This window comes from Rhodococcus ruber (assembly GCF_016804345.1).
Classification (GTDB): domain Bacteria; phylum Actinomycetota; class Actinomycetes; order Mycobacteriales; family Mycobacteriaceae; genus Rhodococcus; species Rhodococcus ruber.
Genome location: NZ_CP044211.1, coordinates 4,418,578 through 4,441,720 on the forward strand (window position 1 = coordinate 4,418,578; position 23,143 = coordinate 4,441,720).

Sequence of the window (23,143 nt, forward strand, 5' to 3'; positions counted from 1 at the left end):
AAGGAGCACGAATGGGCCACCACATCGAGCTGAGCCGTTCCGTCGACGCCCCACCCGACCGGGTGTGGCGGGTGCTCACCTCCGTCGACTCGGCCCCGCAGGTCCTGAGCGGGGTGGACAGTGTCGAACGGCTCGCGGGCGTCGGCTACGAGGTCGGCACCCGCTGGCGCGAGACACGCACGATGTTCGGCAGGGCGGCAACCGAGGAGATGACGGTGACGGCCGTGGAGCCGGGGCGGCACACGGTCGTCGAGGCCGAATCCGGCGGGGTGCGCTACCGCACCGAATTCGACGTGGCCCCGGATCGGGCCGGCACGATGCTGACCGTGCGGTTCTCCGCGGACGACGGACGTCCCGGCCGGATCCGGCGGGTACTGACGGCGCTCCTCGCTCCGCTGGGCCTGCGGGCGACGCGCACGGCGCTGCAGCGGGACCTCGACGACATCGCGGCCGCGGCCCGGGCCGGGATCTGAGCGCCGTGTCGCTGTACTCGCGCTACCGCGCCACCGGCGCCGACCTGCCCTTCGGCGACCCCCTGACGGCCCACGACGTCGCGATGGAGGGGTACTTCTGGCGATTCACCCAACCCGGAACCGAACGGGTGGTGATCGCGCTGTGCGGCGTCAACCGCGCCGGCGACGGGTCGTGGGCGACGCTCGGCCTGGCGGCGCACCCGGGCGGGTTCCTGCGGACGACGGCGCATCCGGACGGATTCGCCGACCCCCTGCGGCTCGGCGCCTCGGCGGGCACGGCGTTCCGCGGGGAACCCGACCGGCTGCGCGTGGACCTCGGCGACGACGCACGCCTCGAGGTGCGAGTGACGGCGCCCCGGCCGTGGCCGCGTCGCCGATTCGGCGGCTCCAGCGTCTTCCACGCGGTTCCCGCCCTCAACCAGTACTGGCACCCGTGGCTGCTCGACGGGCGGGCCGAGGGCGAGGCCGTGCTCGGCGGCGAGACGTGGAACCTCGACGGCGCGCAGGTGTACGCGGAGAAGAACTGGGGCAGGGGCGGTTTCCCGGAGTCGTGGTGGTGGGGCCAGGCACACGGCTTCGCGGACTCCGCCGCGTGCGTCGCCTTCGCCGGTGGGCAGGTCCACGCCGGTCCCCTGCGGACCGAGGTGACGGCCGTGGTGGTCGCCCTGCCGGACGGGCCCGTGATCCGGCTCGGCAACCCGGTGGTCTCGCCGGTGCGGGCCCACGTCACCGACGAGCGGTGGTCGCTGTTCGGGCGCGGGCCGCGGTGGACCGTCGAGATCGAGGGGACCGCCCCGCTGGGCGACGCGCACGTGCTGCCGGTCCCGCTGCCGCTCGAACGCCGCAACGTGCCCGGCTCCCTCGAGCACCTGGCGGGCTCGTTGAGCGTGACGGTCCGAGACCGCGGCACCCCGGTGTGGGCGGACGAGTCCCCCCTCGCGGCACTCGAACACGGCGGTCTGGCGCGCGCACGGGCCGAACTGGACCGTCGCGCTGCGCCGGCGGACGCCACGGACGGCCCGCCCCTGCGCAGCCGATGACCGGCGGCCCCGGATCCGCGCACTTTCCGGCCACACGCGAATGAAATCGTATGCTCGGATGGATATTTCGTGCGCATATCAGCCCAGCGCCCGACGCATCGCTCCGAGCGGGTCGGAGTACAGCGAACTCAGGGACACCACGCTCGCGGCGTGCGCCTGTACCCGGTCGCCGAATCCGGTGACGCGGACGTCGGCGCCCGACGTCGACCCGAGCGCGCGCGCGACGTGCGGCGCCGCCGCCGGGTACGCGGTGAACGCCTGGCCGCCGAGGATCACCCGGTCCGGATTGAACAGGTCGCGCAGCATCGCGACGGACCGCCCCAGCACCTGCGCGCGCTCCGCGAGGATCTCGTGCGCCTCGCGAGAGCCGTTGCGGGCCAGCGCGTACAGCGCGGCGACGGACGTGGCACGCGCGTCGAGCAACCCGGCGGCACGGGCCCGGGCCAGCACCGCCCGGTCGGCGACGGTGGCCTCGAGGCAGCCGCGGGCACCGCAGGCGCACGGCACGGACGATCCGGTGGGCAGGTGCGAGACCGAACCCGGGCCACCGCGCGGCGTGTGCACCCGGCCGTCGAATGCGATTGCGATACCCACGGTTTCACGGGCATAGAAGTACAGGGTGGCGCCCTCGACGTCGGCGGTGTCGCGGTCGGGGGTGAGCAGCAGCTCCGACGCGGCCATCGCCTCGACGTGCGCGGCGACGGAAACCGGCAGGCCCAGACCCCGGCTCACCACCGCGCCGACGGGCGCATCCGTCCAGCCGAGCCGCGGGTGGTCCACGGTTCCGGTGGCCGAGTCGACGCGCCCGCCGAGCGCGACGCCCGCCCACAGCGGCATGCGCCGATGCCAGCGCGCCGCGAAGGCCCTCGCACTGCCGGTGATCGTCCCGAGCGCCGCCTCCTGGCCGCCGCGCGGAGTGGGGATCTCCACCCCGCCGATCACGCGCCCGCGCAGATCGCTCGCGACGATACCGGTGACGGCCGCCCCGACGTGGATCCCGACGGTCAGGTAGCGCTCGTGGTCGGTCTCGAACGGCACCCGGGGCCGGCCCACGGCGCCGGACTCGATCAGCTCCGGCCGCTCCCGCAGCAGTCCCGCGGCGAGCATCGCGGAGACCTGTCGGTTGACGGTGGCGATGCTCGCGCCCGTCGCCGCTGCCGCCTGGTCGCGGCAGATCGGCCCGCGCGCCGCGGCGGTCCGGAACACGGCCGCGGCGGTGCCGTCGGCGATCTTCAGTTCGGGCGGCACGATCTGCACGCGCGCCGTCGGCTGCACGCGGGCGGCGGCGCCGCGGGACCGGGCACCGGTCTTCGGACGGACGACATTGGGGTACAAGACATTCGATGTGGTTGCTGCAGACACTGCGGCTCTTCCTCGGGGACGGGTTCGAGGACCCGGGGCGTGACGGGGAGGCGCCGATCCGCTCGACCGTGGCGATCCGCCGGGTGACGGCGGGCGACGAAGCGGGGCGCGAGGTGCGGTGTCAGCGACAACACAGGTCGCGCGCCAGCGGCAGCCGCGAGCCCAGCGCGGCGGTCACATAGGTGACCCGCGGAGCACGGAGACGGCGAGCTGACATACCCGCAACCTAGCCGCCGCGCGCCGCCGTGTCCACTCCGCCCGGCGACGCGCAGGCAACCATCCCGATCAGGGTGACGAAAACCCTTACGCCGGAACATCACCGGTGATGAGGTCGACGGTACCGATATCCGATCCACGAAAGGTCCTTCATGTCTGTCGATTTCGATACCCGCACCGCACCCGCTCGCGACGTGACCGTGGTCCGCCTGGGCGGGCACGTCGGTGCCCGCATCGACGGAGTCCGGCTCGGCGGCGACCTCGACGGGCGCACCGTCGAAGCGATCCGTCGCGCGCTGGCCGAGCACAAGGTGATCTTCTTCCGGGACCAGCACCACCTCGACGACGCGTCGCAGTACGCGTTCGCCGAGTTGCTCGGCACACCGACCACCGCGCACCCGACGGTGACGTCGCGCGGGGCGCACGTGCTGCCCATCGACTCCGACTACGGCACAGCGAACAGCTGGCACACCGACGTCTCGTTCGTCGACCGCATCCCGAAGGCGTCGATCCTGCGCGCGGTGGAACTGCCCCCCTACGGTGGTTCGACCACGTGGGCCTCCGGCGTGGCGGCCTACGAGGGCCTGCCCGGACCGCTGAAGACACTGGCCGAGAACCTGTGGGCCACCCACACCAACGTGTACGACTACGCCGCCGAGAGCGCCGAGCACCTCCGCGACGGCGCCGACGAGCGGGTCGCCGAGTACCGCGCCGAGTTCCGGTCCGAATACTTCGCGACCGAGCATCCCGTGGTGCGCGTGCACCCCGAGACCGGGGAGCGGTCGCTGCTGCTCGGCCACTTCGTCGAGGGCTTCGTCGGGTTGAGCGGCCGGCAGTCGCAGGCGCTGTTCCGGCTGCTGCAGGACCACCAGACGCGGCTCGAGTACACCACCCGCTGGCACTGGGCCGCCGGCGACGTCGCGATCTGGGACAACCGGGCCACCCAGCACTACGCCGTCGCCGACTACGACGGCCGGCATCGTCGGCTGCACCGCATCACCCTCGCCGGCGACGTCCCGGTGAGCGTCCACGGCGAGACGAGCCGGTCCGTCGCCGGCGACGCGGGCGCCTACTCGATCATCGAGACGCCCCGGCCGCTCGCGTCGTAGCGGGTGCCGCGGTCGCGCGGACCCCCGCGCGACCGCACCCGGGGCACCCTAGGATCGCTCGCATGACGATTTCTCCCGATTCTCCCGTCGCCGTCGTCACCGGTGCCTCCTCCGGCATCGGCGAGGCCACCGCCCGCACCCTCGCAGCCCAGGGCTTCCACGTCGTCGTCGGCGCTCGCCGCGTCGACCGGATCGAGAAGCTCGCGGACGAGATCGGGGGCACGGCCCTCGAGCTGGACGTCACGGACGAGGACTCGGTGACCGCCTTCACGACGGTGCTCCCCCGGGTGGACGTCCTGGTCAACAACGCGGGCGGCGCCAAGGGCATGGCCCCGGTCGCCGAGGCCGACCTCGACGACTGGCGCTGGATGTGGGAGACCAACGTCCTCGGCACCCTGCGGATGACGAAGGCCCTGCTGCCCAAGCTCGTCGACTCCGGCGACGGCCTGATCGTCACGATCACGTCGGTGGCGGCGTTCCACGCCTACGACAACGGCGCGGGCTACACCTCCGCCAAGCACGCCCAGGCGGTGCTGCACCGGACGCTGCGCGGTGAGCTGCTCGGCAAGCCGGTGCGCCTGACCGAGATCGCGCCGGGCGCGGTGGAGACCGAGTTCTCCCTCGTGCGGTTCGAGGGCGACGCCGAGCGCGCCGCCAAGGTGTACGAGGGGATCACCCCGCTGGTGGCCGAGGACATCGCGGAGATCGTCGGGTTCGTCGCGTCGCGCCCGTCGCACGTGAACCTGGATCAGATCATCGTGCAGCCGCGCGACCAGGCCAGCCCCATGCGCTTCCACCGCCACTGAGTCCCGATCCCCTGAACCGCAGTCCACCGAGTCGCGGTGCACCGACGAGACGAGTGGCGTGCGCGTGCCGGAGTACTGCAGTCATTCCTGCCACGCAACGACGTCGCGCGGAACTCCACGGCATGCGGCTCGGGCATGATGATCGTCCGTCCACGGCAGGGGGACGGACGATCTCGGGTCGAAGGTCCACCCGAGCCGTGACATTCCCGTCCGTCAGTGCGGTTCCGTCCGGTCGGAGACCGTGGACGGGGTGTCCGGTAGCCGATTCATTCGGAACGAGTTGAACAGCCCGAGGAGACCGGCCAGGAGCGGAACGAGCAGCGCCACCTGCAGGGCGAGAGGCCGCGCGTCCGTGTTGATGCGGATGATCTCGTCCTGAACGTCCGGGGGCTGATCGGCGAGCAACTCCGTGAGCTGGGTGTTGCTCATGACCTCGGCGTCGTCCTCGAGCACCTGTGCCACCTGTTGCTGCTCGGCTGGGGGAAGGACGGTGCTCGATTCCGCCATCGCGGTGAACGTGATGGACAGCGTTGCCAGCATGATGGCACCGGCGAACGCCAACCCGAACGACAACCCGAACGATCCGGCCGCCGAGTTCACACCTGCTGCCTCGCTGACACGCTCCTGCGAGATCGGAGCCAGCGTGTAGTTGTTGAGTTGCGACACCAACAGCCCCAGACCCGACCCCGCGATCATGAGGGGGACCACCAGGGCCCAACCGAACTCTGCCCGGGGCACGATCGGGATCAGCGCCACGATCCCGATCGTGAGCAGAACGAATCCCCACCGGATGATGCTGCTGGGGCGCCGATCGCCCGCCTTCTTCCCCGCGAGCAGCGCCACTGCGAACATGCTGAGGGAGAGGGGTGCGAGGGACAAACCCGCCTGCATCGCATTGTATTCGAGCACCATCTGCAGGTAGATCGGCAGCGCAATCATGGTGCCACCCAGCGCTATCTGCTGGAGCATCTGCTGGGAGATCCCCAGTCTGAAGATCTTGGACGTGAACAGATCCGGGTCCAGCAGGCTGGGTTCGCCTCGCCGCTTGCGCCGCCCGAGCCAGTACGCCAGTCCGGCCAGGGCCGCCGCACCGCTCACCAGGAGCGCGGCGACTGCCTCGCCGCCCTCCTGCCACACCAGGATTCCCAGCACGATGCCGCCCATGCCCAACACCGAGAGCACGGCACCGACTGTGTCGACGCCCCGAGGTCCTGTGTACGGCACATCTCGGACGAGTCTGATGCCGGACAGCACGATCGCAATGATGACGACCTCGAGCACGAACGCGAGGCGCCAGGAAAGGTAGGTGGTGATGAAACCTCCGAGCAGCGGTCCGACGGCCGCGGCGATCGCGGCCGCCGCCCCGACGAGGGCGTAGACCTTCTTCTGATCGTCTCCTTCGAAGTTGCCGTGTATGAGGGACTGCATCGCGGGCAGGAGGAGTGATGCGCCGATTCCACCCAGAAGTGCCCAGAAGACGATGACCGCCGTCAGGCTCTGCGCGAGTGCCATCGCCGCCGCACCTACGGCGTAGCCGAGCAGACCCAGCACGTAGGCACGTTTGCGTCCGATCAGATCGCCGACCTTGCTACCTATCAGGATGAACGCCGCCGACACCAGCGCCTCGAGCGCGATCGCCGCCTGGACGCCGCTCACGGTCGTCTCGAGATCCCGGACCACCGACGAGATCGAGACGTTCATCAGTGACGTGTCGACGACCAGCACGAACATCGCCATCGCCAGCAGGATGGCCAGCAGTCGTTGCGGGCGCGCTGCCCCCGCGGAACCGGCGGCGGTCGATTCTTCGGTCACGGCAGACCCACCCTCCTCGCATCCGTGGACGTGGTCGAACGCCCGGTCGCCCGCGTCGGGCTTGCGGGGGCGGGTGCGTGTCCACCAGGGCCGGGTCCACCCAGCCGCTCCCGGTCGTCGTCACCACGACCGAATCGCCGCGCTGGAAACCCCGACCCGGGTCAGGCCCTCGACTGCCACGGCCGCCCGGCTCTCGGAGTCCTCGGCCGAGGTGAGCCCGGCATAGCTCCGAATCGGCTCCAGGGCCGGGCGGTCGGCGAACGCGCGCCACACGAAGGCTGCGAGCACGCCCGGCCCGTATCCGATCGCGGCAGTGATCCCGCAGATCATGCCCTGCAGGAGCCCGCCGCGCGGGAGCGAGCGACGGCGTGAACGACAGACACGCGAAAACGAGTGCACCCCAGCACCCCGGAAAGGTGACGTACAGCAGCTTCCGGCGTTCCCCGGCCTCGGGCGGCCCACCAGCGTCGGTGCCGGCGGCATTCCGGACCGCCGCGGCACCCTGCCCGGTCTCGAGCCGAACTCCATGGTCGTCCGGTGCCTCTGGGGTGCTCGGCAGCGAACCGCCGCGCGAACCCGGGACCTTCGGTTCCATGGTTACCTCCGCCTACATGATCACCCTCACGCCGTCCCGTCGCCGGCGTTTCGGATGCGATCGGTCGCGATCCCACAAGCACGACCGGGTCCCTGATTGCCCGCGTCGGGAGCTTCTGCACCTCGGCACCGAAGAGCTTTTCCAGCACGTGAGAATTCAGCGGATACTCGGTGGCCACCGACGACGCGCGGTCCCCCCGACAGCGCCGCAGCCTGCACCCGTTGCCGCTCGGTGCCGCCCCGGTTCCGGCGGGTTTCTACAGCGCGGACATCGACTGCCAGGTGGGCCAGTCGATCGCCCAGTCGTACAGGTCGCCGTCCGCGGCGGACAGCTCGATCGACGTTCCGGACACCTCGACCGGGTCGCCGTACATCGCCGTCGCGAAGTACTCCTGGGCGTCCCCGAGCGAGAGGTTGATGCAGCCGTTGGTGACGTTGGTCGCGCCCTGCTGGCCGAGGGTCGCGGGGTTGGCGTGGATGAACTCGCCGTTGTTGGAGATCCGCACCGCCCAGCGTTCCCGCACGTTCTCGTAGTACGGCGGGTTGGACATCAGGAAGTCCTCGTGCTTCTCGGTGACCACGTGGACGCCGCTGCGGGTGACGTTGCGGGCTTGGTTGCCCTGCCCGTAGCTCACCGGGATGTCCATGATCGTCACCCCGTCGCGCACGACCTGCATGCGGTGCGACGTGGCGTCGGCCACGACGACCTGGCTCCGGCCGACGGTGAAGTCGAGGGTGAGGTCCTCCGCCCCGTAGGCGCCGTCGCCGTAGTCGAGGCCGTAGAGCCGCGCGTCGAGGTGTACCGCGGTGCCCGGCGTCCAGTACTGCTGCGGGCGCCAGTGCGCGCGGGCACCGCCGTTGTCGTCGGGCAGCCACGCCCAGCTGCCGACGGTCGGCGGGTCGGTGCCGACCACCATGGCCTTCTCGACGGCGGCCTTGTCGGTGATCGGGCCGTCGAACTGGACGATGATCGGGGCGGCGATTCCGACCGGCTGTGCGTCGGCGATGTTCAGGTTCGCGGAGACGACCCGGTCGGGGTCGACGGTGTCGAAGCTGCCCTCGACGGCCACGGTCTCGTCGTCGGAGCCGACGGCCGTGCCGGACCAGCGGTAGGTCGCGCCGTAGCCGAGCGGTTCGGCGACGGTGTAGCTGCGGCGGTCGGCGGCGAGGGCGCCACGCACGACGGCGCTCGTTCCGACGTTCGTGAGGGCGACGTCGGTGAGCTCGCCGTCGGTGACCGAAACACGGACCGGGGCGGTGGGGTTCACGTCGGTGGCGCCGTCGGCGGGGTCGGTGACGATCGACACGACGGGCCCGGTGCCGGCGGGTACCGCGCTCCCGCCGGGACCCGACGAGCACGCCGCAAGCACCGCGACGAGTGCGAGCAGCCCGAACCACAACAACCGACGACTTCGTTCACCCAGGTGGAGCACTCCGACGAGGGTACGCCCGCCGCGCTGTCGCGTCGCAGCGCGGCGGCAGGTCTGGCAGACCGGCTCTCAGATGAAGCAGCCCACGGTCACCGGCTCCGGCTCGAGCCGCACCCCGAACGCGTCCTGCACGCCGTCGCGCACCTCCCGGGCGAGGGCCACCAGATCGGCGGTGGTCGCGGCTCCCCGGTTGGTGAGTGCGAGGGTGTGCTTGGTGGACAGCCGCACCGGTGCGTCGGCCCCGGGGAAGCCCTTGCCGAACCCGGCTCGCTCGATCAGCCATCCCGCGGAGAGCTTGGTGCCGCCGTCCGCGGGGAATCGCGGGATCCGCACGTCGGGCCCGACGCGTTCCTCGACGACCGCGAGCACCCGGGACAGCTCGTCGTCGGAGAGCACCGGGTTGGTGAAGAACGATCCGGCGCTCCAGGTGTCGAGGTCGCCCGGATCGAGCACCATGCCCTTGCCGCGGCGCAGCGTCAGCACCTGCTCACGCACCTCCGCCGCCGGGCGCCGCTCCCCTTCCTCGGCGTGCAGCGCCGACGCCAGTTCCCGGTAGCCGAGCGGTGCGCTCGCCCCGTCCGGCCGCACGGCGAGGTCCACCTCGAGCACCAGCGCGTCGTCGGAATGTTTGAGGACGCTGGTGCGGTAGCCGAGCCCGAGTTCCCCGGGGCCGACCCACCGGACGTCGCCGCTGGTGCGGTCGAGCAGCCGTACGGCGCGCAGGACCGATCCGACCTCCACCCCGTAGGCGCCGACATTCTGCACCGGGGTCGCGCCGGTGGAGCCGGGGATCCCCGACAGGCACTCGAGTCCCCCGAGACCGGACTTCACGGTGAGGGCGACGACGTCGTCCCACACCGCGCCCGCCTCGGCGCGGACGGTGTCCTCCCCCGGTTCGATCCCGGTGGTCGCGATGCGCACCACCACGCCGTCGAATCCGGCGTCGCCGATCACGAGATTGGAGCCACCCGCCAGGACCAGGGTGGGGACGCGGGCCGCGTCGAGCAGGCGGACGACGTCGACGAGGGTGTCGGTGGTGGTGCACTCGGCGAGCCACCGCGCCGGACCGCCCAGCCGCAGCGTGGTCAGCGTCGACAGCGGCACGTGCTCGGACACAGCGGCGCCCGCCTCGACGAGTTGGGCCCCAATACGCGGATCAGACACCCGCAAACGGTAGCGTGCCGACCATGGGCAGCCGCATCGACCATTACTCGCACTACGCGTTCCCCGTCGCCACGGTGCACGCGGCGCTCGTCGACGAGAACTACTGGCGGACCCGGCTGGCGGAGATCGGCGGCCCGGGCGCGACCCTCGAGGACGTGCGCATCGGCGACGGGACGATCGACCTGCACATGACGCAGTCCATCCCGGCCGAGCACCTGCCGAGCTTCGTCACCAACTTCCATCCCGGCGACCTGGTCATCCATCGGCACGAGTCGTGGCAGCCGCTGAGCGGGGACCGCGCGACGGGCAGCTTCTCCGCGCACGTGGACGGGCTGCCCGGCAAGGTGGACGGCACGTCCACGATGGCCCCGGACGGCTCGGGCACCATCGTGGAGATCGACGGCACCGCCGAGGTGCGGATCCCCTTCCTCGGCGGCAAGATCGAGGGCATCATCGTCGAGCAGATCGTCGAACTGTTCGACGTCGAGCGCACGTTCACAGCGCAGTGGCTGTCCGAACCGCACTGACGGCTGTCCGAACCGCACCGACGTGCCGTTGCGGAGCCGTGACGATTTCCGTGGTTCGGTAACGAACCGGTAACCTCGGCTGTCATGGCACGGCGAATCGACTACTCCGCCCGCTATCCGTACAGCCCGGAGCAGGTGTACGAGGCGCTCTCGGACCGCACGCACTGGGAGGCGCGCATCGTGGAGATGCGCAAGTACTCCGAGAACCATCTCGCCGAGTTCGAGGTGTCGGACGACGGTATCGACCTGGTCCTGCACCACGTCCTGCCCCGCACGGAACTGCCCGAGATCGCCCGGACGGTGATGAAGAAGGACATGGTCATCACCCGCAAGGAGACCTACACCCCCCTCGGCGACACGATCACCGGCAGCTACCAGGCCTCGGTCCCCGCCGGGCCCGGCAGCCTCACCGGCACGATGGAACTGTTCGCCTCGGACGGGGGCAGCACCCTGCGCACCACGTCGGAGGCCAAGGTCTTCCTGCCGTTCATCGGCGGCAAACTCGAGCAGCTCATGCTCGTCAACCTCGTCGACCTGTTCCGCACCGAGGCGGAGATCACCGCCGACTGGCTCGCGCGCCGGTTCGGGTAGTTCCCCCCGTGCGCGTACCGCGCCCGGAAGGTGTCGTCACCCGCGGCACCACGGGCATCAATCGCCTGCGCCGCAGCGACCGGTGGCTGATGCACCATCCCGACGTCGCCCGCGTCCTGCACTCGCGGGACGATGCGCTCGTCGTCGACCTCGGTTACGGCGCGATGCCGGTGACCACCCTCGAACTGGCCGCGCGGCTGCGCACGGTGCGCCGCCGGCTGCGGGTGGTGGGTCTCGAGATCGATCCCGGGCGGGTGGTGCCGGGCCGCGACGGCGTGGAGTTCGCCCGCGGGGGCTTCGAGCTGGCCGGGCTCCGGCCGGTGCTGATCCGCGCATTCAACGTGTTGCGTCAGTACCCGGAGGAGGCGGTGGCGCCGGCGTGGGCTCGGCTGCGGGCCGGGCTCGCACCGGGCGGGCTGCTGCTCGACGGCACGTGCGACGAACTGGGCCGGCGGTGCGCATGGGTGCTGCTCGACGAGCACGGCCCGCGCACGCTCACCCTCGCGTGGAGCCCGTTCCATTCAGCTGCACCGTCGGACCTGGCCGAGCGGTTGCCGAAGGCGCTGATCCACCGCAATGTGCCGGGGGAACGGATCCACGAGCTGCTGCAGGTGGCGGATCGGGCCTGGGCGGCGGCGGCCCCGCACGCGGCGTTCGGGCCGCGCGTGCGCTGGCGCGCGACCCTGGACCTGCTGCGCGCCCAGGGGGTGCCGGCGGCGCCGCAACGCCGTCGCCTGCGGGACTGTGTGCTGACCGTGCCGTGGGACTTCGTCGCCCCCGCGCAGACTCAGCCGGCCGCGAGCAGCGCGAGCTCGATGCGGTCGGCGACGGCCGCGGGCTGATCGACGACCGCGGCGTGCAGCTGCGCCGAGGTGACCCGTCCGATGGCGATGGCGTCGCCGACGAGCTCGTCGAGCACCTCCTGGGAGACTCCGCCCGCCGCCAGGTCGACGGCGGTCCGCGCGGGGGTCGTGATGCGGAAGCACCCCACCTGCTCGCAGTCCTGCTCGCGCAGCTGCCGGTGGTGCAGGGCGAGCCGGTTGCTCGGCACCGTCCGCTGGTCGGCTGTCGACAGGTGCAGGAAGCGGGGTTGCAGGTGGCCCATGCCGTGCAGGTCCGCCGCGCTCTGGTGGGAGACCACCGCGGCGCCCTCGTACCAGGCGCACCACTGCGCGAATTCGTCGAACTTCGTGTGCGGGCTGTCACCGAGCCGGAACAGATCCGTCTGGATCCGGACCCAGTGCCCGGCCGCGATCCGGCCGACGAAGTCGATCGTGGCGATGCCGTGGGCCACGGCCTGCCGCGTGGTGAAGAAGCCCGCCTGGGCGAGCGCGGTGTGTCGCAGGGCCTCGTCCGGATCCACCCGGCCGGAGGCGTCGTGTTCAGGTTCCGTCCAGCCCGTCATGCCGCCACAGTACCGAACAACTGTGGTACACCTCACACTTTCCGGTCCCGGCGGCGCATCTTCACAGACCTTCCTCAGAGTTCTTCGGGAGAATCCGGAACCATGACGAACCGGAAGCGTGTCCCCTTCGCCACCATCGGCATCGTCCTCGCCGTCGCGCTGGTCGCGGTGCTCGTCGGCGCCGAGGTCTACGTCCGCAACCGTGCCACCAACTGCCTCGCGCAGTCGTTCGAGAGCGAACTCGGCACGAACGTCGACGTGGATCTCGGGTGGAAACCGGTGCTGCTCTCGCTCGTGGACAAGCAGGTCTCGTCCGTCACGCTCGACAGCGACGACACGGCGTTCGGCCCTGCCCAGGAGATGCAGGTACACGCCGTGGTCCGCGACGTGGACCTGCGGGAGAGCGCCGCCGGCGCCGGGACCATCGGCAGCTCGAGCGCGGAGGTCGTGTGGCCGTCGTCGGGCATTCTCGCGACGGTGCAGACGCTGCCCCTCGGCTCGCTGATCACCGACGTCACCCCCGACGCGGACGCCGGCACCCTCCGATTCACCGTGGGCGGCGCCGGGCTGGCGGAACTGACCGTGCGACCGGAGGCCCGGAACGGGGCAATCGCGATCGAGACGGTGGATGCGTCGCTGTTCGGCATCGGCTTGCCGACAGCGCTGGTCGACGGCATCGTGCAGATCCTCACCGAGAGCCTGCAGCAGTACCCGCTGGACATGCAGGCGACGTCCGTGTCGGTCACCGACTCCGGCATCGAGGTGACGCTCGAGGGCGGCGCCTACACGATGCCCGAGCCGCCGGCCGGCCAGCAGTCGCAGAACCAGCTCGACTGCTGAGGCCGCAGCCCGCTCACTCGGGCAGGCCGTCGAGCACCGCGCGGGTGCCGGACAGGCCGAGCCGGGTGGCACCGGCCTCGATCATGGCCAGCGCCGCCTCGGCCGTGCGGATGCCGCCGCTGGCCTTGACGCCGAGCCGGCCGCCCACGGTCTCGGCCATCAGCCGCACCGCGTGCACGGACGCGCCCCCGGCGGGATGGAACCCGGTGGACGTCTTGACGAAGTTCGCGCCCGCCCGCTCGGCGCACCGGCACGCCTCGACGATCGCCTCGTCCGACAGGGCCGCCGACTCGAGGATCACCTTCAGCACGGGCTCGAACCCGATCGCCTCCCGGACGGTGAGGATGTCGGCGAGCACCGCGTTGTAGTCCCCCGCGACGGCCGCGCCGATGTCGATCACCATGTCGATCTCGGCGGCGCCCTGATCCACGGCGAGCCGGGCCTCGGCGCCCTTGATCAGCGAATGGTGCTTGCCCGACGGGAAGCCCGCCACGGTGGCGACGACGAGTCCGTCCGCCCGCAGCGGCAGCATCGACGGCGACACGCAGACCGACCAGACCCCGAGTTCGCGGGCCTCGTCGACGAGCGCGCGCACGTCGGCGCCCGACGCCTCGGGTTTGAGCAGGGTGTGGTCGACCATCGCGGCGACCCGGGCACGGGTGAGGGTGGTCTCCGGCATGCCCGTCAGCTTTCCACAGCGATATTCCGTTGCCCGGCCCGGCGCCGGTGTCCACACTGCTCTCGTGTTCATCCGACGAGAACGTCCCGCCGACATCCCTGCGATCAGCGACGTGCACCGCGCCGCATTCGCGCCGCTCGCTCCCGCCGGCGTGGAGCCGGTCGAGCCCGGCCTCGTCGAGGCGCTGCGTGCCGGCCCGGCGTGGTTGCCCCGGCTCTCGCTCGTCGCAACCGGAGCCGAGGGCTCGGTCGTCGGGCACGTGTGCGTCACCCGCGGCACGGTCGACGGCGAGCCGGCGCTGGCGCTCGGGCCGATCGGGGTGCTGCCGGCGTGGCAGCGCGCCGGCGTCGGGGGCGCCCTGATGCACGCGGTGCTCGGCGCGGCGGATGCCCTCGACGAACCGCTCGTCGTGCTGCTCGGGCACCTGGACTACTACCCGCGTTTCGGGTTCGTCCCGGCCGCCGAGCTCGGTGTCGATCCCGACGTGCCCGAATGGGCGTCGCACCTGCAGGCCCGCGCCCTCACCGCGCACCGGCCGCAGCTGCGCGGCGTCTTCCACTACGCCCCTCCGTTCTACGAGATCGGCTAGCGCGGGGGATCGTCGGGGCGGCAATCGCGGTGTCGCGATGCGCTCGATCCGGTGTTCCCCGGAGTGGGAGGACTCACGTGTCCTCCGGTGTTGCGGACGGCTGTGGTGCTGTGTGCAGCCGATCGAGGAAGTGGGCGAGGGCGGGGCTGATGCTGCGGTCGTGCCGGTCCGCACCGACCCGTCGAACGAGTTCTCGCACAGCGGGTCCGGTATCGAGGACCGGCTGGACCAACCCCGACCGTGCACACTGCTCGAGGACGGGCAGCAACACTCGTTCCGCTTCCTCGAGTGAGCCGACCGTGACAAGGCACTCGGTCAGCAGCAAGCGGGCATAGAGGGACGCTCGGGGCCGGTCGGTGGCGCTGATCGACTCGGTGAGGATTCGGGCGCGCCGGCACGCGTGTGTCCGGTCACTGTCGGAGCCGGCGGCGAGCAGCAGCCGGATTGCCGCCTCTTCCGTGGTCTCGGCCGTGACCTGGGCGATCCCGTCAGGAACGTCGCTCGGAAGCCCGGGAGGAAAGGCGTCCGGGGAGACCTGCGGTATCCCGATGCCCGTCCGGATGCGCTCGTTGGTGATATGTACCGCCAGACGGGGCAGTTGCAGTGACAGTGCCAGCCGCTCCCCTTCGGCCAGTCGCCCGGCGGCCTGTTCGTGCTGCCCCAGGCGATGCTTCAGGCGAGCGCCGATGACGTACGTGGCGAGCATGAACTCGACGGTTCCGCCTTCGGCGCCGAGGCTGTAGCTCTCGTCGAGCAGGCCTTCGGCCTCGGCGAGGTTTCCCTGTTCGTACAGCATTTCCCCGAGGAGGGCACCGGTGAGGCGGGAGCTGTAGGAATTGTCTTCGTCGGAAGCGGTGGCCAGGTGCATGGCGTGGCGCAGGCTCGTCTCGGCGCCGTCGAGATCGAGTTGTTCCCGTGCGGCCACTGCATCGAGGCAATAGCCGTAGATGACACTGAACGGCCCGGAGGCGCGGCGGTGGTACGGGCGTGCCCATTGCTGCCAGCGCCGGGCCTCGTCGAAGTCGAACCGCTGGATCTCGCGGAACGAGGCCACATCGGCAACACCGCACAGAATCCACGGACGGAGTCTGTCGGCGCGGGCGATGCATGCCTCGAGTGCCTCACCGAGGTGGTCGAGACGGTCGTCGAAGACGGTGATGGTGGCCCGGATGAGAGAGGCCTCGGCCCGGGCGTCAGCCTCTTCGTCGCCGGACACGGTCGGCAGCACTGCCTCGAGGCGGCTGAGAGCGTCGTTGGCCGCAGTGCGGTGGTGCAGCAGTGCGTGCGCCCAGGCCACCGCCAGCTGCAGGCGTGGCCGCATCGCGCCGGCGGTCGTCGGTAGCTTGGTCTCCAACCCGAGCAGAGTGTTCATCCGGGATTGTTCGAGCAGTGGGATTGCTTCCCGCTCGACCACGTCGATCGCCGCGTCGTCGTCGCCGGCAGCGCGGAAATGATCGACCGCCGCACTCGAGAGGCGTTGATCGGCGAACCACCGGGCCGCGGTCCGGTGCAGCTCGTGCAGCCGTTCCGGGTCGCCTCGTTCGAGCCGGCGGCGTAGATAGTCGGTGAACAGGTGGTGGTAACGGAACCACTGTCCTTCCTCGTCGAGCCGGGTGAGGAACAGGTCCCGGTCTTCGACGTCCTCGAGCACGGCCTGGGCGTCCCGGCGGCCGGTCAGGGCGGTGGCCAGGGCTGCGCACGTGCGTTCGCTGACCGCGGTGGCCAACAGGAAGTCGAGCAGGTCCGTTTCGAGGCTGTCGAGGACGTTTTCGGCGAGGTACTCGCCGAGGGCGCGATGCCGGCCCGACAGCTGGCGGATGACCGTCCGGGGGTCATGGTGTTCGCGTAGTGCCAGCGAGGCCAGCTGCAGGGCCGCCGCCCACCCATCGGTTGTTTCCTCGAGCTCGGCAATGTCTTTGTCCTCCATGGTCAATCCGGTAGTACCGGTGAGCAGCTCGCGGGACTCGTCGACATCGAAGCGCAGAGCGGCGGCGTCGATCTCGATCAACTCGTTGTGCACGCGCAGGCCGCTCAGCGGCAGGCCCTGCCGGGCCCGGCTGGTGACGACCAGCTGCAAGTGGTGGCACCCTTGCTCGAGCAGGAACCGGGTGATGGCCCGGCTGGCGGGGTTGGTCACCCGGTGCCAGTCGTCGAGTACCACCGCGATGTGCTGCCCGCCCGTGTGTGTCCGGTTGATGAGGGTGGTCAGCACGAACCGCTCGGCGCCCTCCCCGTGTCCCTCCAGGACACGGGTCAGCTCTCTGCCCAGCCGGGGCAGGGTCACAGTGACCGCATCGACGAGATGCGCGAGAAACCAGGCGGGGGTGTTGTCGTCCTCGTCGATCGACAACCACGCGGTCTTGCCACCGTCGTGCTCGAGCATCCGCACGTACTGGGCGGCCACAGTGGTCTTGCCGTATCCGGCCGGGCCGTGGATCAAGATCAGTCGCGCCCGGGTCGCGGTACCGAGCCGGTCGAGCAACCGGGTGCGCTGCACCATCGCATGAGCCGCGACCGGTGGACGGTACTTGGTCGCCACGGCGGGCGGACGAGCGGGCACGGATCCACCAGCCGACGGGTCGAGGCGCAGATACGCCGCGGTCGCGGGGGATTCGCGACCTTCCGGCTGCGGTGGGCTCTCCTCGTCCCAGGCCAACGGCAGCGGCAGGTCGGCAACGAGGTAACCGAGATCGGTCCCGGCGCTGCGCAGCGCCTCCCCCAACGCCGCCGCCGTACCGAAACGGTGGGCGGGCTCCCGGGCCATCGCGTGCTCGATCACCGCACACACCCCCTCCGGAACATCCCGCTCGCGCAGATCCGGAATCGGTTCGGTGCTGATCCGCAGCAGCTGCGCCACCAGTTCCTCCCCACGGCGGCGCGCGTAGGCAGGCCGGCCGGCCAGAGCGGTGAACAAGGTGGCGCCGAGTCCGTAGACGTCCGAGACGACCGACGGAGACTGCCCGTGCAGCAGCTCCGGCGCGGTGTAGGCGGGCGAGCCCACCACCAAGCCCCGCGTGGTGTCCTGCCGATCCGACAGCCGGGCGATCCCGAAATCGGTCAGTTGCGGTTCGCCGTACTCGGAGATCAGGATGTTCGCCGGTTTGACGTCGCGGTGCAGGACACCCGCCCGATGCGCCGTCTCGAGCGCCCCGGCCACCTTGATGCCGATGTCGAGAACCTCGGCGACCGTGCGGGCCCCGCGCCGGTCGATCCAGGCTTCGAGGGAGTCCCGGCGGTGGAACGGCATCACGATGAAGGGACGCCCGGTACGGGTGACGCCGGCCTCGAGCACGTGCACGATGTTCGGATGCCCCGACAGCCGGCCCATCGCCTGCTGCTCGCGCAGAAACCGCACGCGGTCGGTCTCGTCCGGACTGGGACTCATCACCTTGACCGCTACCACTCGGTCGAGGGCGGGCTGACGACAGCGGTAGACGATGCCGAACCCTCCCCGCCCTGCCACCCGCGGCTCGACGAAACCGGCCGCGCCCAATTCGTCCGCGAGCTCCCTCGGGGGCGGATCAGCGGAACGTGCAGCGGCGTCACCGGACACTGTGCACCCGGTCTTCGGACTGCGCCCGGCACTCCGGGAGGTATACCGCGGCACTGCCGGTGGCCGGTTCTGCCGGCCGGTGATCTGCGGACCTGATCATGACGCCACCTCGGATTGCTTCCGATTCTAGGCGCCGCCCGCGCGAAGTCCGTCGTGCCGACGGGCCGGTTCTCTCCACGGCTGCGGCCGGATTCGCGGGTCATTCCCTGCCGGCGAGGAGCGCGAGGTCCTGCGCGGGTGAACGGCACCGCGCCGGCGGTGACCATGCGCACCCCGGCTCCGACGTCGAACTCGCCCAACGCTTCCTGTCGCCCGGAAGACGGTCACGACCGGCATCCCCGTCCTCGCCGCCGCACCGCACTCGTCTCACCGGACGCGAAGGAGCCATCCAGCCTACGGAACTGAAACGTTCGGAATTGCAATAAGGTATCGGCTGCACCGCTGGGCGTCCGGGGCTCCGGCCCCGGCTTCGAGAACCCGAGGACCAGGCATGGCCGACGCAGTGGACGAGACGGCACGGCTCGCGAGCACCTTCGACGACGCGAGCGGCGACTTCGACCGGCTCACCCCGACGGTGTGGGGTCCGGCCGGGCAGGCGCTGATCTTCCAGCTCGGGCCCGGTCCCGGCGCGACGGTGCTGGACGTGTGCTGCGGCGCCGGCGCCTCGGCGCTGCCCGCTGCGGCGGCGGTGGGACCGACCGGCCGGGTCCACGCGATCGACGTCGCCGACGACCTGCTCGAGATCGGCCGGCTCGTCGCCGCCGAGCGGGCGCTGCAGAACATCGACTTCGTGTGCGCGGACGCCACCACGTGGGAACCGCCGTCCGCGGTCCCGGAGGCCGGGTACGACGCGCTCGCCGTCTCCTACGGGGTGTTCCTGCTGCCCCGCATGGACGCGACGTTCGATCGTCTGGTGGGCCTGGTGCGGCACGGCGGCCGGGTCGGTGTGACCGTGTGGCGGGCCGGGGCGATGGAGGAGATCAGCGCGACGCTGTTCGACGTCGTCGGCCGGCGCAACCCGGCGGTGGCCGGCCGGCCGTCGCTGCGGGACCGGACGCCGCTGCACACGATCGACCTGCCGCGCACCCTCGAGGCGTGGCTCGCGGCCGCCGGCACCCACTCGGTGGAGGTACGCACCCTGTCGAGCCTGCTCCCCGCCACCGACGAGCTGTGCTGGGCACTGGTGACCGGATCGGGCTTGCGGGCGGTCCTGGCCGGGCTCGACGCCGACGCGGTCGCCGCGGTGCGCGCCGAATTCCTCGCGGCCGTCACCGAGCGCGGCATCCACACGATCGACGCGACGACCCTCGTCGGGACCGCCACGGTCCGGCGGCCCCCCGCGACGGTGTGACCGGTCGGGTGGGGCCGGGATCCCACCTGAGAGACTGGACGGCATGACCTCCGCTGCCTCGTCCGACGACCGTCGGTATGTACTGTCACTGGGCTGCCCCGACGCCACCGGCATCGTCGCCCGCATCTCGACCTTCCTCGCGGACGTGGGCGGCTCGATCGTCGAAGCCGGCTACCACGCGGACCCCGACAGCGGCTGGTTCTTCACTCGTCAGGCGGTGCGCGCCTCCTCCATTCCGCTCGGCCTCGACGAACTGCGCCAGCGATTCGCGACCGTCGCGGCGGAACTGGGCCCGGAAACCGAGTGGACGCTGCAGGACACCGGCGAGACCAAGCGGGTGGTGCTCCTCGTCAGCAAGGAAGGCCACTGCCTGCACGACATCCTGGGCCGGGTGGCCGCCGGCGAGCTGAACGCGGAGATCTGCGCGGTCGTGGGGAACCATCCCGACCTCGAGCGGGTGACCCGCCGGCACGGCATCGACTTCCACTACGTGTCCTTCCCCAAGGATCCGCAGCAGCGCGGGCCCGCGTTCGAGCAGGTGCGCAAGCTCGTCGACGTGCACGATCCGCACGCGGTCGTGCTCGCGCGGTTCATGCAGATCCTGCCGCCCGAGCTGTGCGAGCACTGGGCGGGCCGGGCGATCAACATCCACCACAGCTTCCTGCCGTCGTTCATCGGCGCACGCCCCTACCATCAGGCCTTCACACGCGGTGTGAAGCTGATCGGCGCGACGTGCCACTACGTGACCCCCGAGCTGGACGCCGGCCCGATCATCGAGCAGGACGTGGTGCGCGTCGGTCACGCCGACACCGTCGGCGACATGGTGCGCCTCGGACGGGACGTCGAGAAGCTGGTGCTGGCCCGCGGTCTGCGCTGGCACCTCGAGGACCGGGTGCTGGTGCACGGCAGCAAGACCGTCGTCTTCAGCTGACGACGCGGGATCCGCCGGTCAGCCGACGGTGACGGTGCGGCTGTGCCAGCCGGTGGCGCCGTCGGGGATCGGCGGGCGGCGCTGCTCGTCCTGCACCCGGCCCTCCCCGTCGGTGGCACGCACCTCGAGGGTGTGCGTGCCAGGTGTCGCATCCCAGCGCCACGTCCACTGCCGCCACGTGTCGAGCGAGTACTCCTCGGCGAGCACGGCGTCGTTCCAGGGGCCGCCGTCTACGCGGACCTCGACGCGGTCGATGCCGCGATGCTGCGCCCACGCGGTACCGGCGACGACCACGGGCCCGGATTCGAGCCGGCCGAAGGCGGCGGGAACGTCGATGCGTGAGGCGGTCCGGACGGGGGCCTGCTCGGCCCAGCCGCGTTTCGTCCAGTAGGCCTCGGCCCGGTCGAAGCGGGTCAGGTCCCAGTCGACGACCCACTTGGTGGCGGAGACGTAGCCGTACAGGCCCGGTACCACCTGCCGGGCCGGGTATCCGTGTTCGAACGGCAGCGGTTCGCCGTTCATCGCGACGGCGAGCAGGGCGTCGCGGCCGTCGAGGACGGCGGCGACGGGGGTGCCGCAGGTGAAGCCGTCGGCGCTGGTGGACAGGAGCATGTCGGCGTCGGCCCGGACCCCGGCCCACGCGAGCAGGTCGCGCATCCGGTATCCGATCCAGCGGGCGTTGCCGGCCAGGTCGCCCCCGACCTCGTTGGACACGCAGGTGAGGGTGAGGATCCGTTCGACGGGTTCGAACGCGGCCAGATCGTCCCAGGTGAGCGTCACCTCCCGCTCGACCATGCCGTGGATGCGCAGCTGCCAGTCCGCGGTGCGCAACCGCGGCACCCGCAGTGCGGTGTCGATGCGGTAGAACTCCGCCGGCGAGGTGAGGAAGGGCGTCGCGCCGGGGACCGTCACCTCGGTGCCCGCCGGCACGGGAGCGGCGGCCCGGGCCGGCCGCGGGATCAGGAACCGGGCACGGTCCTCGACGGCCCGCGCCAGCCGGTCGGTGAGGTGCCGGCCGGCGGCGCCGGCGGCCACGGCCACGGCGGCCGCGGTGCCGAGCACCGTGAGGAACCGGCGGCGCGGCCACGCCGCCGGGGTGACCGTCCCGTCGTCGCGGACGCCGGATGCGGCAAGGAGCCGGACGGCGTACTGCAGCAGCACCGCGCCCGCGACGGCGCCGACGACCGTGGGCAACGCGGCGACGGCGGTGGCGCCCGGCCGGCTCAGCGCCGCGTACCCGCCGACGGCGGCCAGGACCGCGATGACGACGCCGCCACGCGGGCGGCGGGGCTGTTCGAGCAGCCCCGCCACCACGGCGAGCACCGCGAGGATCACCGACATGCCGATGAACAACGCCGGTTTGTCCGACGTTCCGAAGGTGTCGATCGCGAACTCGCGGGCCCACGCGGGCGCCCGGTCCACGGTCGTGGCGCCGACGGCGTAGAACGGCGACGACGCCGGGCCGATCAGCGCGGCGAGCAGTTCGCCGACGCCGAGGACGACGCCGAACGACACCAGTCCGGCGAGGGCACGCGCGGCGCGGTGGCCCGACACTGTCACGGGTCCTTCTCCGGTCGACGGCACACCGGGGGTTCGGTGCCGCGACCCCCGCGGATGGGAGCGTCAGGCGGTTGCCTGCACGGGCTCCCGTTCGGCGAGGTACAGCAGTTCGTCGTCGAACGCGTCGATCGCCTCGACCGAGCTCATGTGTCCGATCCCGTCGAGGACGACGAAATGCTCGAGGTGCCCGGCGGCCTCGAGGGCCTCGGCGAGCCGGTGCGCGTGCACCGGCGGCGTGAGGCGGTCCGCGGTGCCGACCAGCACGGTGGTCGGGACGGTGAGGTGCTCGAGCCCCGTTCGGATGTCGATTGCGCTGAGCGCCGTCCCCCAGTTGCCCCGGGCCCGGGGGGTGCAGCCGAGCACGATCTTCTCGCAGAACTCCACCTCGGCGGTGCTCGAACCGGGCGCGAGGGCGACGTACTTCAGCGCGCGGGTGGTCAGGGGGGAGGCGACGAGCGGCACGGCGGCGCCGAGAACACGCCGCGCGACGGGCTCCGGTACCCGGCCCAGGCGGGGCGGCAGCAGCGCGGCCTCGGCGAGCAGGCTGTCGGTGCCGGTGCTCGCGAGCAGCACTCCGGACGCCTTCTCCCGCACCTGCTCGGGGTGGCGGCCGGCCCACGCGATGATGCTCATGCCGCCCATGCTGTGCCCGGCGAGCACTGCCCTGCGGCCGGCCGGCACCGTCGCCGCGAGGACCGCTGCGAGATCGTCGGCGAGGACGTCGGGGCCGAAGGTCCGGGTACCGAGGTCACTGCGGCCGTGACCGCGCTGGTCGTAGGTGATCACCCGGTAGCGCCCGGCGAGTGCGTTGATCTGCGGGATCCAGTAGTCGGCGTTGCACGTCCACCCGTGGCTGAGCACGATCGGATCGGCGTCCGGATCGCCGTAGGCGCGGATGTGGAGGTGAGCGCCGTCGTCGGTGGTGAGGTCGACGATGTCGGGGTCCAGCGTGGGCGGCGCGAGCAGCGCGTGCGGTGGCCGGTCGGCGGCGCGCACCACGGTGCGGCGACGGCGGGCGCGGTAGGCCACGAGTCCGGCGACGGCGGCAGCGCCGGCCGCCCCGGCGAGCGCCAGGGTGGTCCTGCGGGACGGCTTCTTCACCTGTGTTGTT

The 23,143-nt window shown here is 71.5% G+C and carries 21 protein-coding genes; 11 read left to right on the forward strand and 10 right to left on the reverse strand.

What is annotated here, in order from left to right; genetic code table 11:
- Nucleotides 1-11 precede the first annotated feature (11 nt).
- Nucleotides 12-473, forward strand: a complete 462-nt coding sequence (locus tag F1734_RS20255) for an SRPBCC family protein (protein ID WP_010592109.1) — start codon at nucleotides 12-14, stop codon at nucleotides 471-473.
- A 5-nt stretch (nucleotides 474-478) separates the two neighbouring features.
- Nucleotides 479-1,513, forward strand: coding sequence for a tocopherol cyclase family protein (locus F1734_RS20260; protein WP_102031361.1), 1,035 nt, complete (start codon nucleotides 479-481; stop codon nucleotides 1,511-1,513).
- 78 nt (nucleotides 1,514-1,591) lie between these two features.
- On the opposite strand, the gene F1734_RS20265 is transcribed toward F1734_RS20260, so the two are convergent.
- The gene (locus F1734_RS20265) at nucleotides 1,592-2,848 is read right to left on the reverse strand and encodes an ROK family protein (RefSeq protein WP_140189152.1); all 1,257 of its coding nucleotides are present in this window, start codon (nucleotides 2,846-2,848) and stop codon (nucleotides 1,592-1,594) included.
- A 395-nt stretch (nucleotides 2,849-3,243) separates the two neighbouring features.
- Between F1734_RS20265 and F1734_RS20270 the strand changes: the two genes are divergently transcribed.
- Complete coding sequence (locus F1734_RS20270) at nucleotides 3,244-4,200, forward strand: TauD/TfdA dioxygenase family protein (RefSeq protein WP_040270874.1); 957 nt, start codon at nucleotides 3,244-3,246, stop codon at nucleotides 4,198-4,200.
- A 62-nt stretch (nucleotides 4,201-4,262) separates the two neighbouring features.
- On the forward strand, nucleotides 4,263-5,006 hold the full coding sequence (locus tag F1734_RS20275; protein ID WP_203010969.1) for an SDR family NAD(P)-dependent oxidoreductase: 744 nt from the start codon (nucleotides 4,263-4,265) through the stop codon (nucleotides 5,004-5,006).
- Nucleotides 5,007-5,219: 213 nt separating this feature from the next.
- Here the strand turns inward: F1734_RS20275 and F1734_RS20280 are convergent, their stop codons facing one another.
- The 4 genes from F1734_RS20280 to F1734_RS20295 all read right to left on the reverse strand — a co-directional run bounded on the left by F1734_RS20280 (nucleotide 5,220) and on the right by F1734_RS20295 (nucleotide 9,958).
- A complete protein-coding gene (locus F1734_RS20280) occupies nucleotides 5,220-6,818 on the reverse strand; it encodes an MFS transporter (protein ID WP_010592115.1) in 1,599 nt (532 codons plus the stop codon).
- A gap of 120 nt (nucleotides 6,819-6,938) precedes the next feature.
- Nucleotides 6,939-7,346: an alpha/beta-hydrolase N-terminal domain-containing protein gene (locus F1734_RS26495; RefSeq protein ID WP_325051589.1), complete on the reverse strand. Its 408-nt coding sequence runs from the start codon at nucleotides 7,344-7,346 to the stop codon at nucleotides 6,939-6,941.
- Nucleotides 7,347-7,669: 323 nt separating this feature from the next.
- Complete coding sequence (locus tag F1734_RS20290; RefSeq protein WP_043804083.1) at nucleotides 7,670-8,845, reverse strand: L,D-transpeptidase; 1,176 nt, start codon at nucleotides 8,843-8,845, stop codon at nucleotides 7,670-7,672.
- A gap of 66 nt (nucleotides 8,846-8,911) precedes the next feature.
- Nucleotides 8,912-9,958 (reverse strand): UDP-N-acetylmuramate dehydrogenase, encoded by a 1,047-nt coding sequence (locus F1734_RS20295; RefSeq protein ID WP_010592118.1) that lies wholly within the window; start codon nucleotides 9,956-9,958, stop codon nucleotides 8,912-8,914.
- A gap of 71 nt (nucleotides 9,959-10,029) precedes the next feature.
- Here F1734_RS20295 and F1734_RS20300 point away from each other — a divergent pair, with 71 nt between their 5' ends.
- The 3 genes from F1734_RS20300 (at nucleotide 10,030) to F1734_RS20310 (ending at nucleotide 11,966) form a co-directional block, all read left to right on the forward strand.
- Entirely contained in the window at nucleotides 10,030-10,533 is a 504-nt protein-coding gene (locus tag F1734_RS20300; protein WP_010592119.1) for a DUF2505 domain-containing protein, read from the forward strand.
- Between the two features lie 84 nt (nucleotides 10,534-10,617).
- Complete coding sequence (locus tag F1734_RS20305; RefSeq protein ID WP_003937518.1) at nucleotides 10,618-11,124, forward strand: DUF2505 domain-containing protein; 507 nt, start codon at nucleotides 10,618-10,620, stop codon at nucleotides 11,122-11,124.
- 8 nt (nucleotides 11,125-11,132) lie between these two features.
- The gene (locus F1734_RS20310) at nucleotides 11,133-11,966 is read left to right on the forward strand and encodes a hypothetical protein (RefSeq protein WP_010592120.1); all 834 of its coding nucleotides are present in this window, start codon (nucleotides 11,133-11,135) and stop codon (nucleotides 11,964-11,966) included.
- Here the strand turns inward: F1734_RS20310 and F1734_RS20315 are convergent.
- A complete protein-coding gene (locus F1734_RS20315; RefSeq protein ID WP_010592121.1) occupies nucleotides 11,912-12,529 on the reverse strand; it encodes a type IV toxin-antitoxin system AbiEi family antitoxin domain-containing protein in 618 nt (205 codons plus the stop codon). The genes F1734_RS20310 and F1734_RS20315 overlap by 55 nt on opposite strands.
- 102 nt (nucleotides 12,530-12,631) lie before the next feature.
- Between F1734_RS20315 and F1734_RS20320 the strand changes: the two genes are divergently transcribed.
- Entirely contained in the window at nucleotides 12,632-13,369 is a 738-nt protein-coding gene (locus F1734_RS20320; RefSeq protein ID WP_102031366.1) for an LmeA family phospholipid-binding protein, read from the forward strand.
- Between the two features lie 13 nt (nucleotides 13,370-13,382).
- Here F1734_RS20320 and deoC read toward each other — a convergent pair whose 3' ends face one another.
- The gene (deoC, locus tag F1734_RS20325) at nucleotides 13,383-14,048 is read right to left on the reverse strand and encodes a deoxyribose-phosphate aldolase (RefSeq protein WP_010592123.1); all 666 of its coding nucleotides are present in this window, start codon (nucleotides 14,046-14,048) and stop codon (nucleotides 13,383-13,385) included.
- A 64-nt stretch (nucleotides 14,049-14,112) separates the two neighbouring features.
- Here deoC and F1734_RS20330 point away from each other — a divergent pair, with 64 nt between their 5' ends.
- Nucleotides 14,113-14,637 carry a GNAT family N-acetyltransferase gene (locus F1734_RS20330; RefSeq protein ID WP_203010970.1) on the forward strand — a complete coding sequence of 175 codons (525 nt, stop codon included), beginning with the start codon at nucleotides 14,113-14,115 and terminating at the stop codon, nucleotides 14,635-14,637.
- Nucleotides 14,638-14,710: 73 nt separating this feature from the next.
- Here the strand turns inward: F1734_RS20330 and F1734_RS20335 are convergent, their stop codons facing one another.
- Nucleotides 14,711-18,244 (reverse strand): protein kinase domain-containing protein, encoded by a 3,534-nt coding sequence (locus F1734_RS20335; protein ID WP_476655336.1) that lies wholly within the window; start codon nucleotides 18,242-18,244, stop codon nucleotides 14,711-14,713.
- Between the two features lie 436 nt (nucleotides 18,245-18,680).
- On the opposite strand from F1734_RS20335, the gene F1734_RS20340 reads away from it, so the two are divergent.
- The gene (locus tag F1734_RS20340; protein WP_203010974.1) at nucleotides 18,681-19,541 is read left to right on the forward strand and encodes a class I SAM-dependent methyltransferase; all 861 of its coding nucleotides are present in this window, start codon (nucleotides 18,681-18,683) and stop codon (nucleotides 19,539-19,541) included.
- A gap of 43 nt (nucleotides 19,542-19,584) precedes the next feature.
- The gene (gene purU, locus F1734_RS20345; RefSeq protein WP_203010981.1) at nucleotides 19,585-20,472 is read left to right on the forward strand and encodes a formyltetrahydrofolate deformylase; all 888 of its coding nucleotides are present in this window, start codon (nucleotides 19,585-19,587) and stop codon (nucleotides 20,470-20,472) included.
- Between the two features lie 18 nt (nucleotides 20,473-20,490).
- Here purU and F1734_RS20350 read toward each other — a convergent pair whose 3' ends face one another.
- Nucleotides 20,491-22,032 carry a molybdopterin-dependent oxidoreductase gene (locus F1734_RS20350; protein ID WP_203010982.1) on the reverse strand — a complete coding sequence of 514 codons (1,542 nt, stop codon included), beginning with the start codon at nucleotides 22,030-22,032 and terminating at the stop codon, nucleotides 20,491-20,493.
- Between the two features lie 63 nt (nucleotides 22,033-22,095).
- Complete coding sequence (locus F1734_RS20355; protein WP_203010983.1) at nucleotides 22,096-23,133, reverse strand: alpha/beta fold hydrolase; 1,038 nt, start codon at nucleotides 23,131-23,133, stop codon at nucleotides 22,096-22,098.
- Between the last annotated feature and the right edge of the window lie 10 nt (nucleotides 23,134-23,143).

Bases quoted from the DNA above. Each gene is read 5' to 3' on its own strand.
- purU (WP_203010981.1), top strand. From the start codon at position 19,585: ATGACCTCCGCTGCCTCGTCCGACGACCGTCGGTATGTACTGTCACTG.
- F1734_RS20320 (WP_102031366.1), top strand. From the start codon at position 12,632: ATGACGAACCGGAAGCGTGTCCCCTTCGCCACCATCGGCATCGTCCTC.
- F1734_RS26495 (WP_325051589.1), bottom strand. From the start codon at position 7,346: ATGGAGTTCGGCTCGAGACCGGGCAGGGTGCCGCGGCGGTCCGGAATG.
- F1734_RS20305 (WP_003937518.1), top strand. From the start codon at position 10,618: ATGGCACGGCGAATCGACTACTCCGCCCGCTATCCGTACAGCCCGGAG.
- F1734_RS20340 (WP_203010974.1), top strand. From the start codon at position 18,681: ATGGCCGACGCAGTGGACGAGACGGCACGGCTCGCGAGCACCTTCGAC.
- F1734_RS20275 (WP_203010969.1), top strand. From the start codon at position 4,263: ATGACGATTTCTCCCGATTCTCCCGTCGCCGTCGTCACCGGTGCCTCC.
- F1734_RS20315 (WP_010592121.1), bottom strand. From the start codon at position 12,529: ATGACGGGCTGGACGGAACCTGAACACGACGCCTCCGGCCGGGTGGAT.
- F1734_RS20300 (WP_010592119.1), top strand. From the start codon at position 10,030: ATGGGCAGCCGCATCGACCATTACTCGCACTACGCGTTCCCCGTCGCC.
- deoC (WP_010592123.1), bottom strand. From the start codon at position 14,048: ATGCCGGAGACCACCCTCACCCGTGCCCGGGTCGCCGCGATGGTCGAC.
- F1734_RS20255 (WP_010592109.1), top strand. From the start codon at position 12: ATGGGCCACCACATCGAGCTGAGCCGTTCCGTCGACGCCCCACCCGAC.
- F1734_RS20270 (WP_040270874.1), top strand. From the start codon at position 3,244: ATGTCTGTCGATTTCGATACCCGCACCGCACCCGCTCGCGACGTGACC.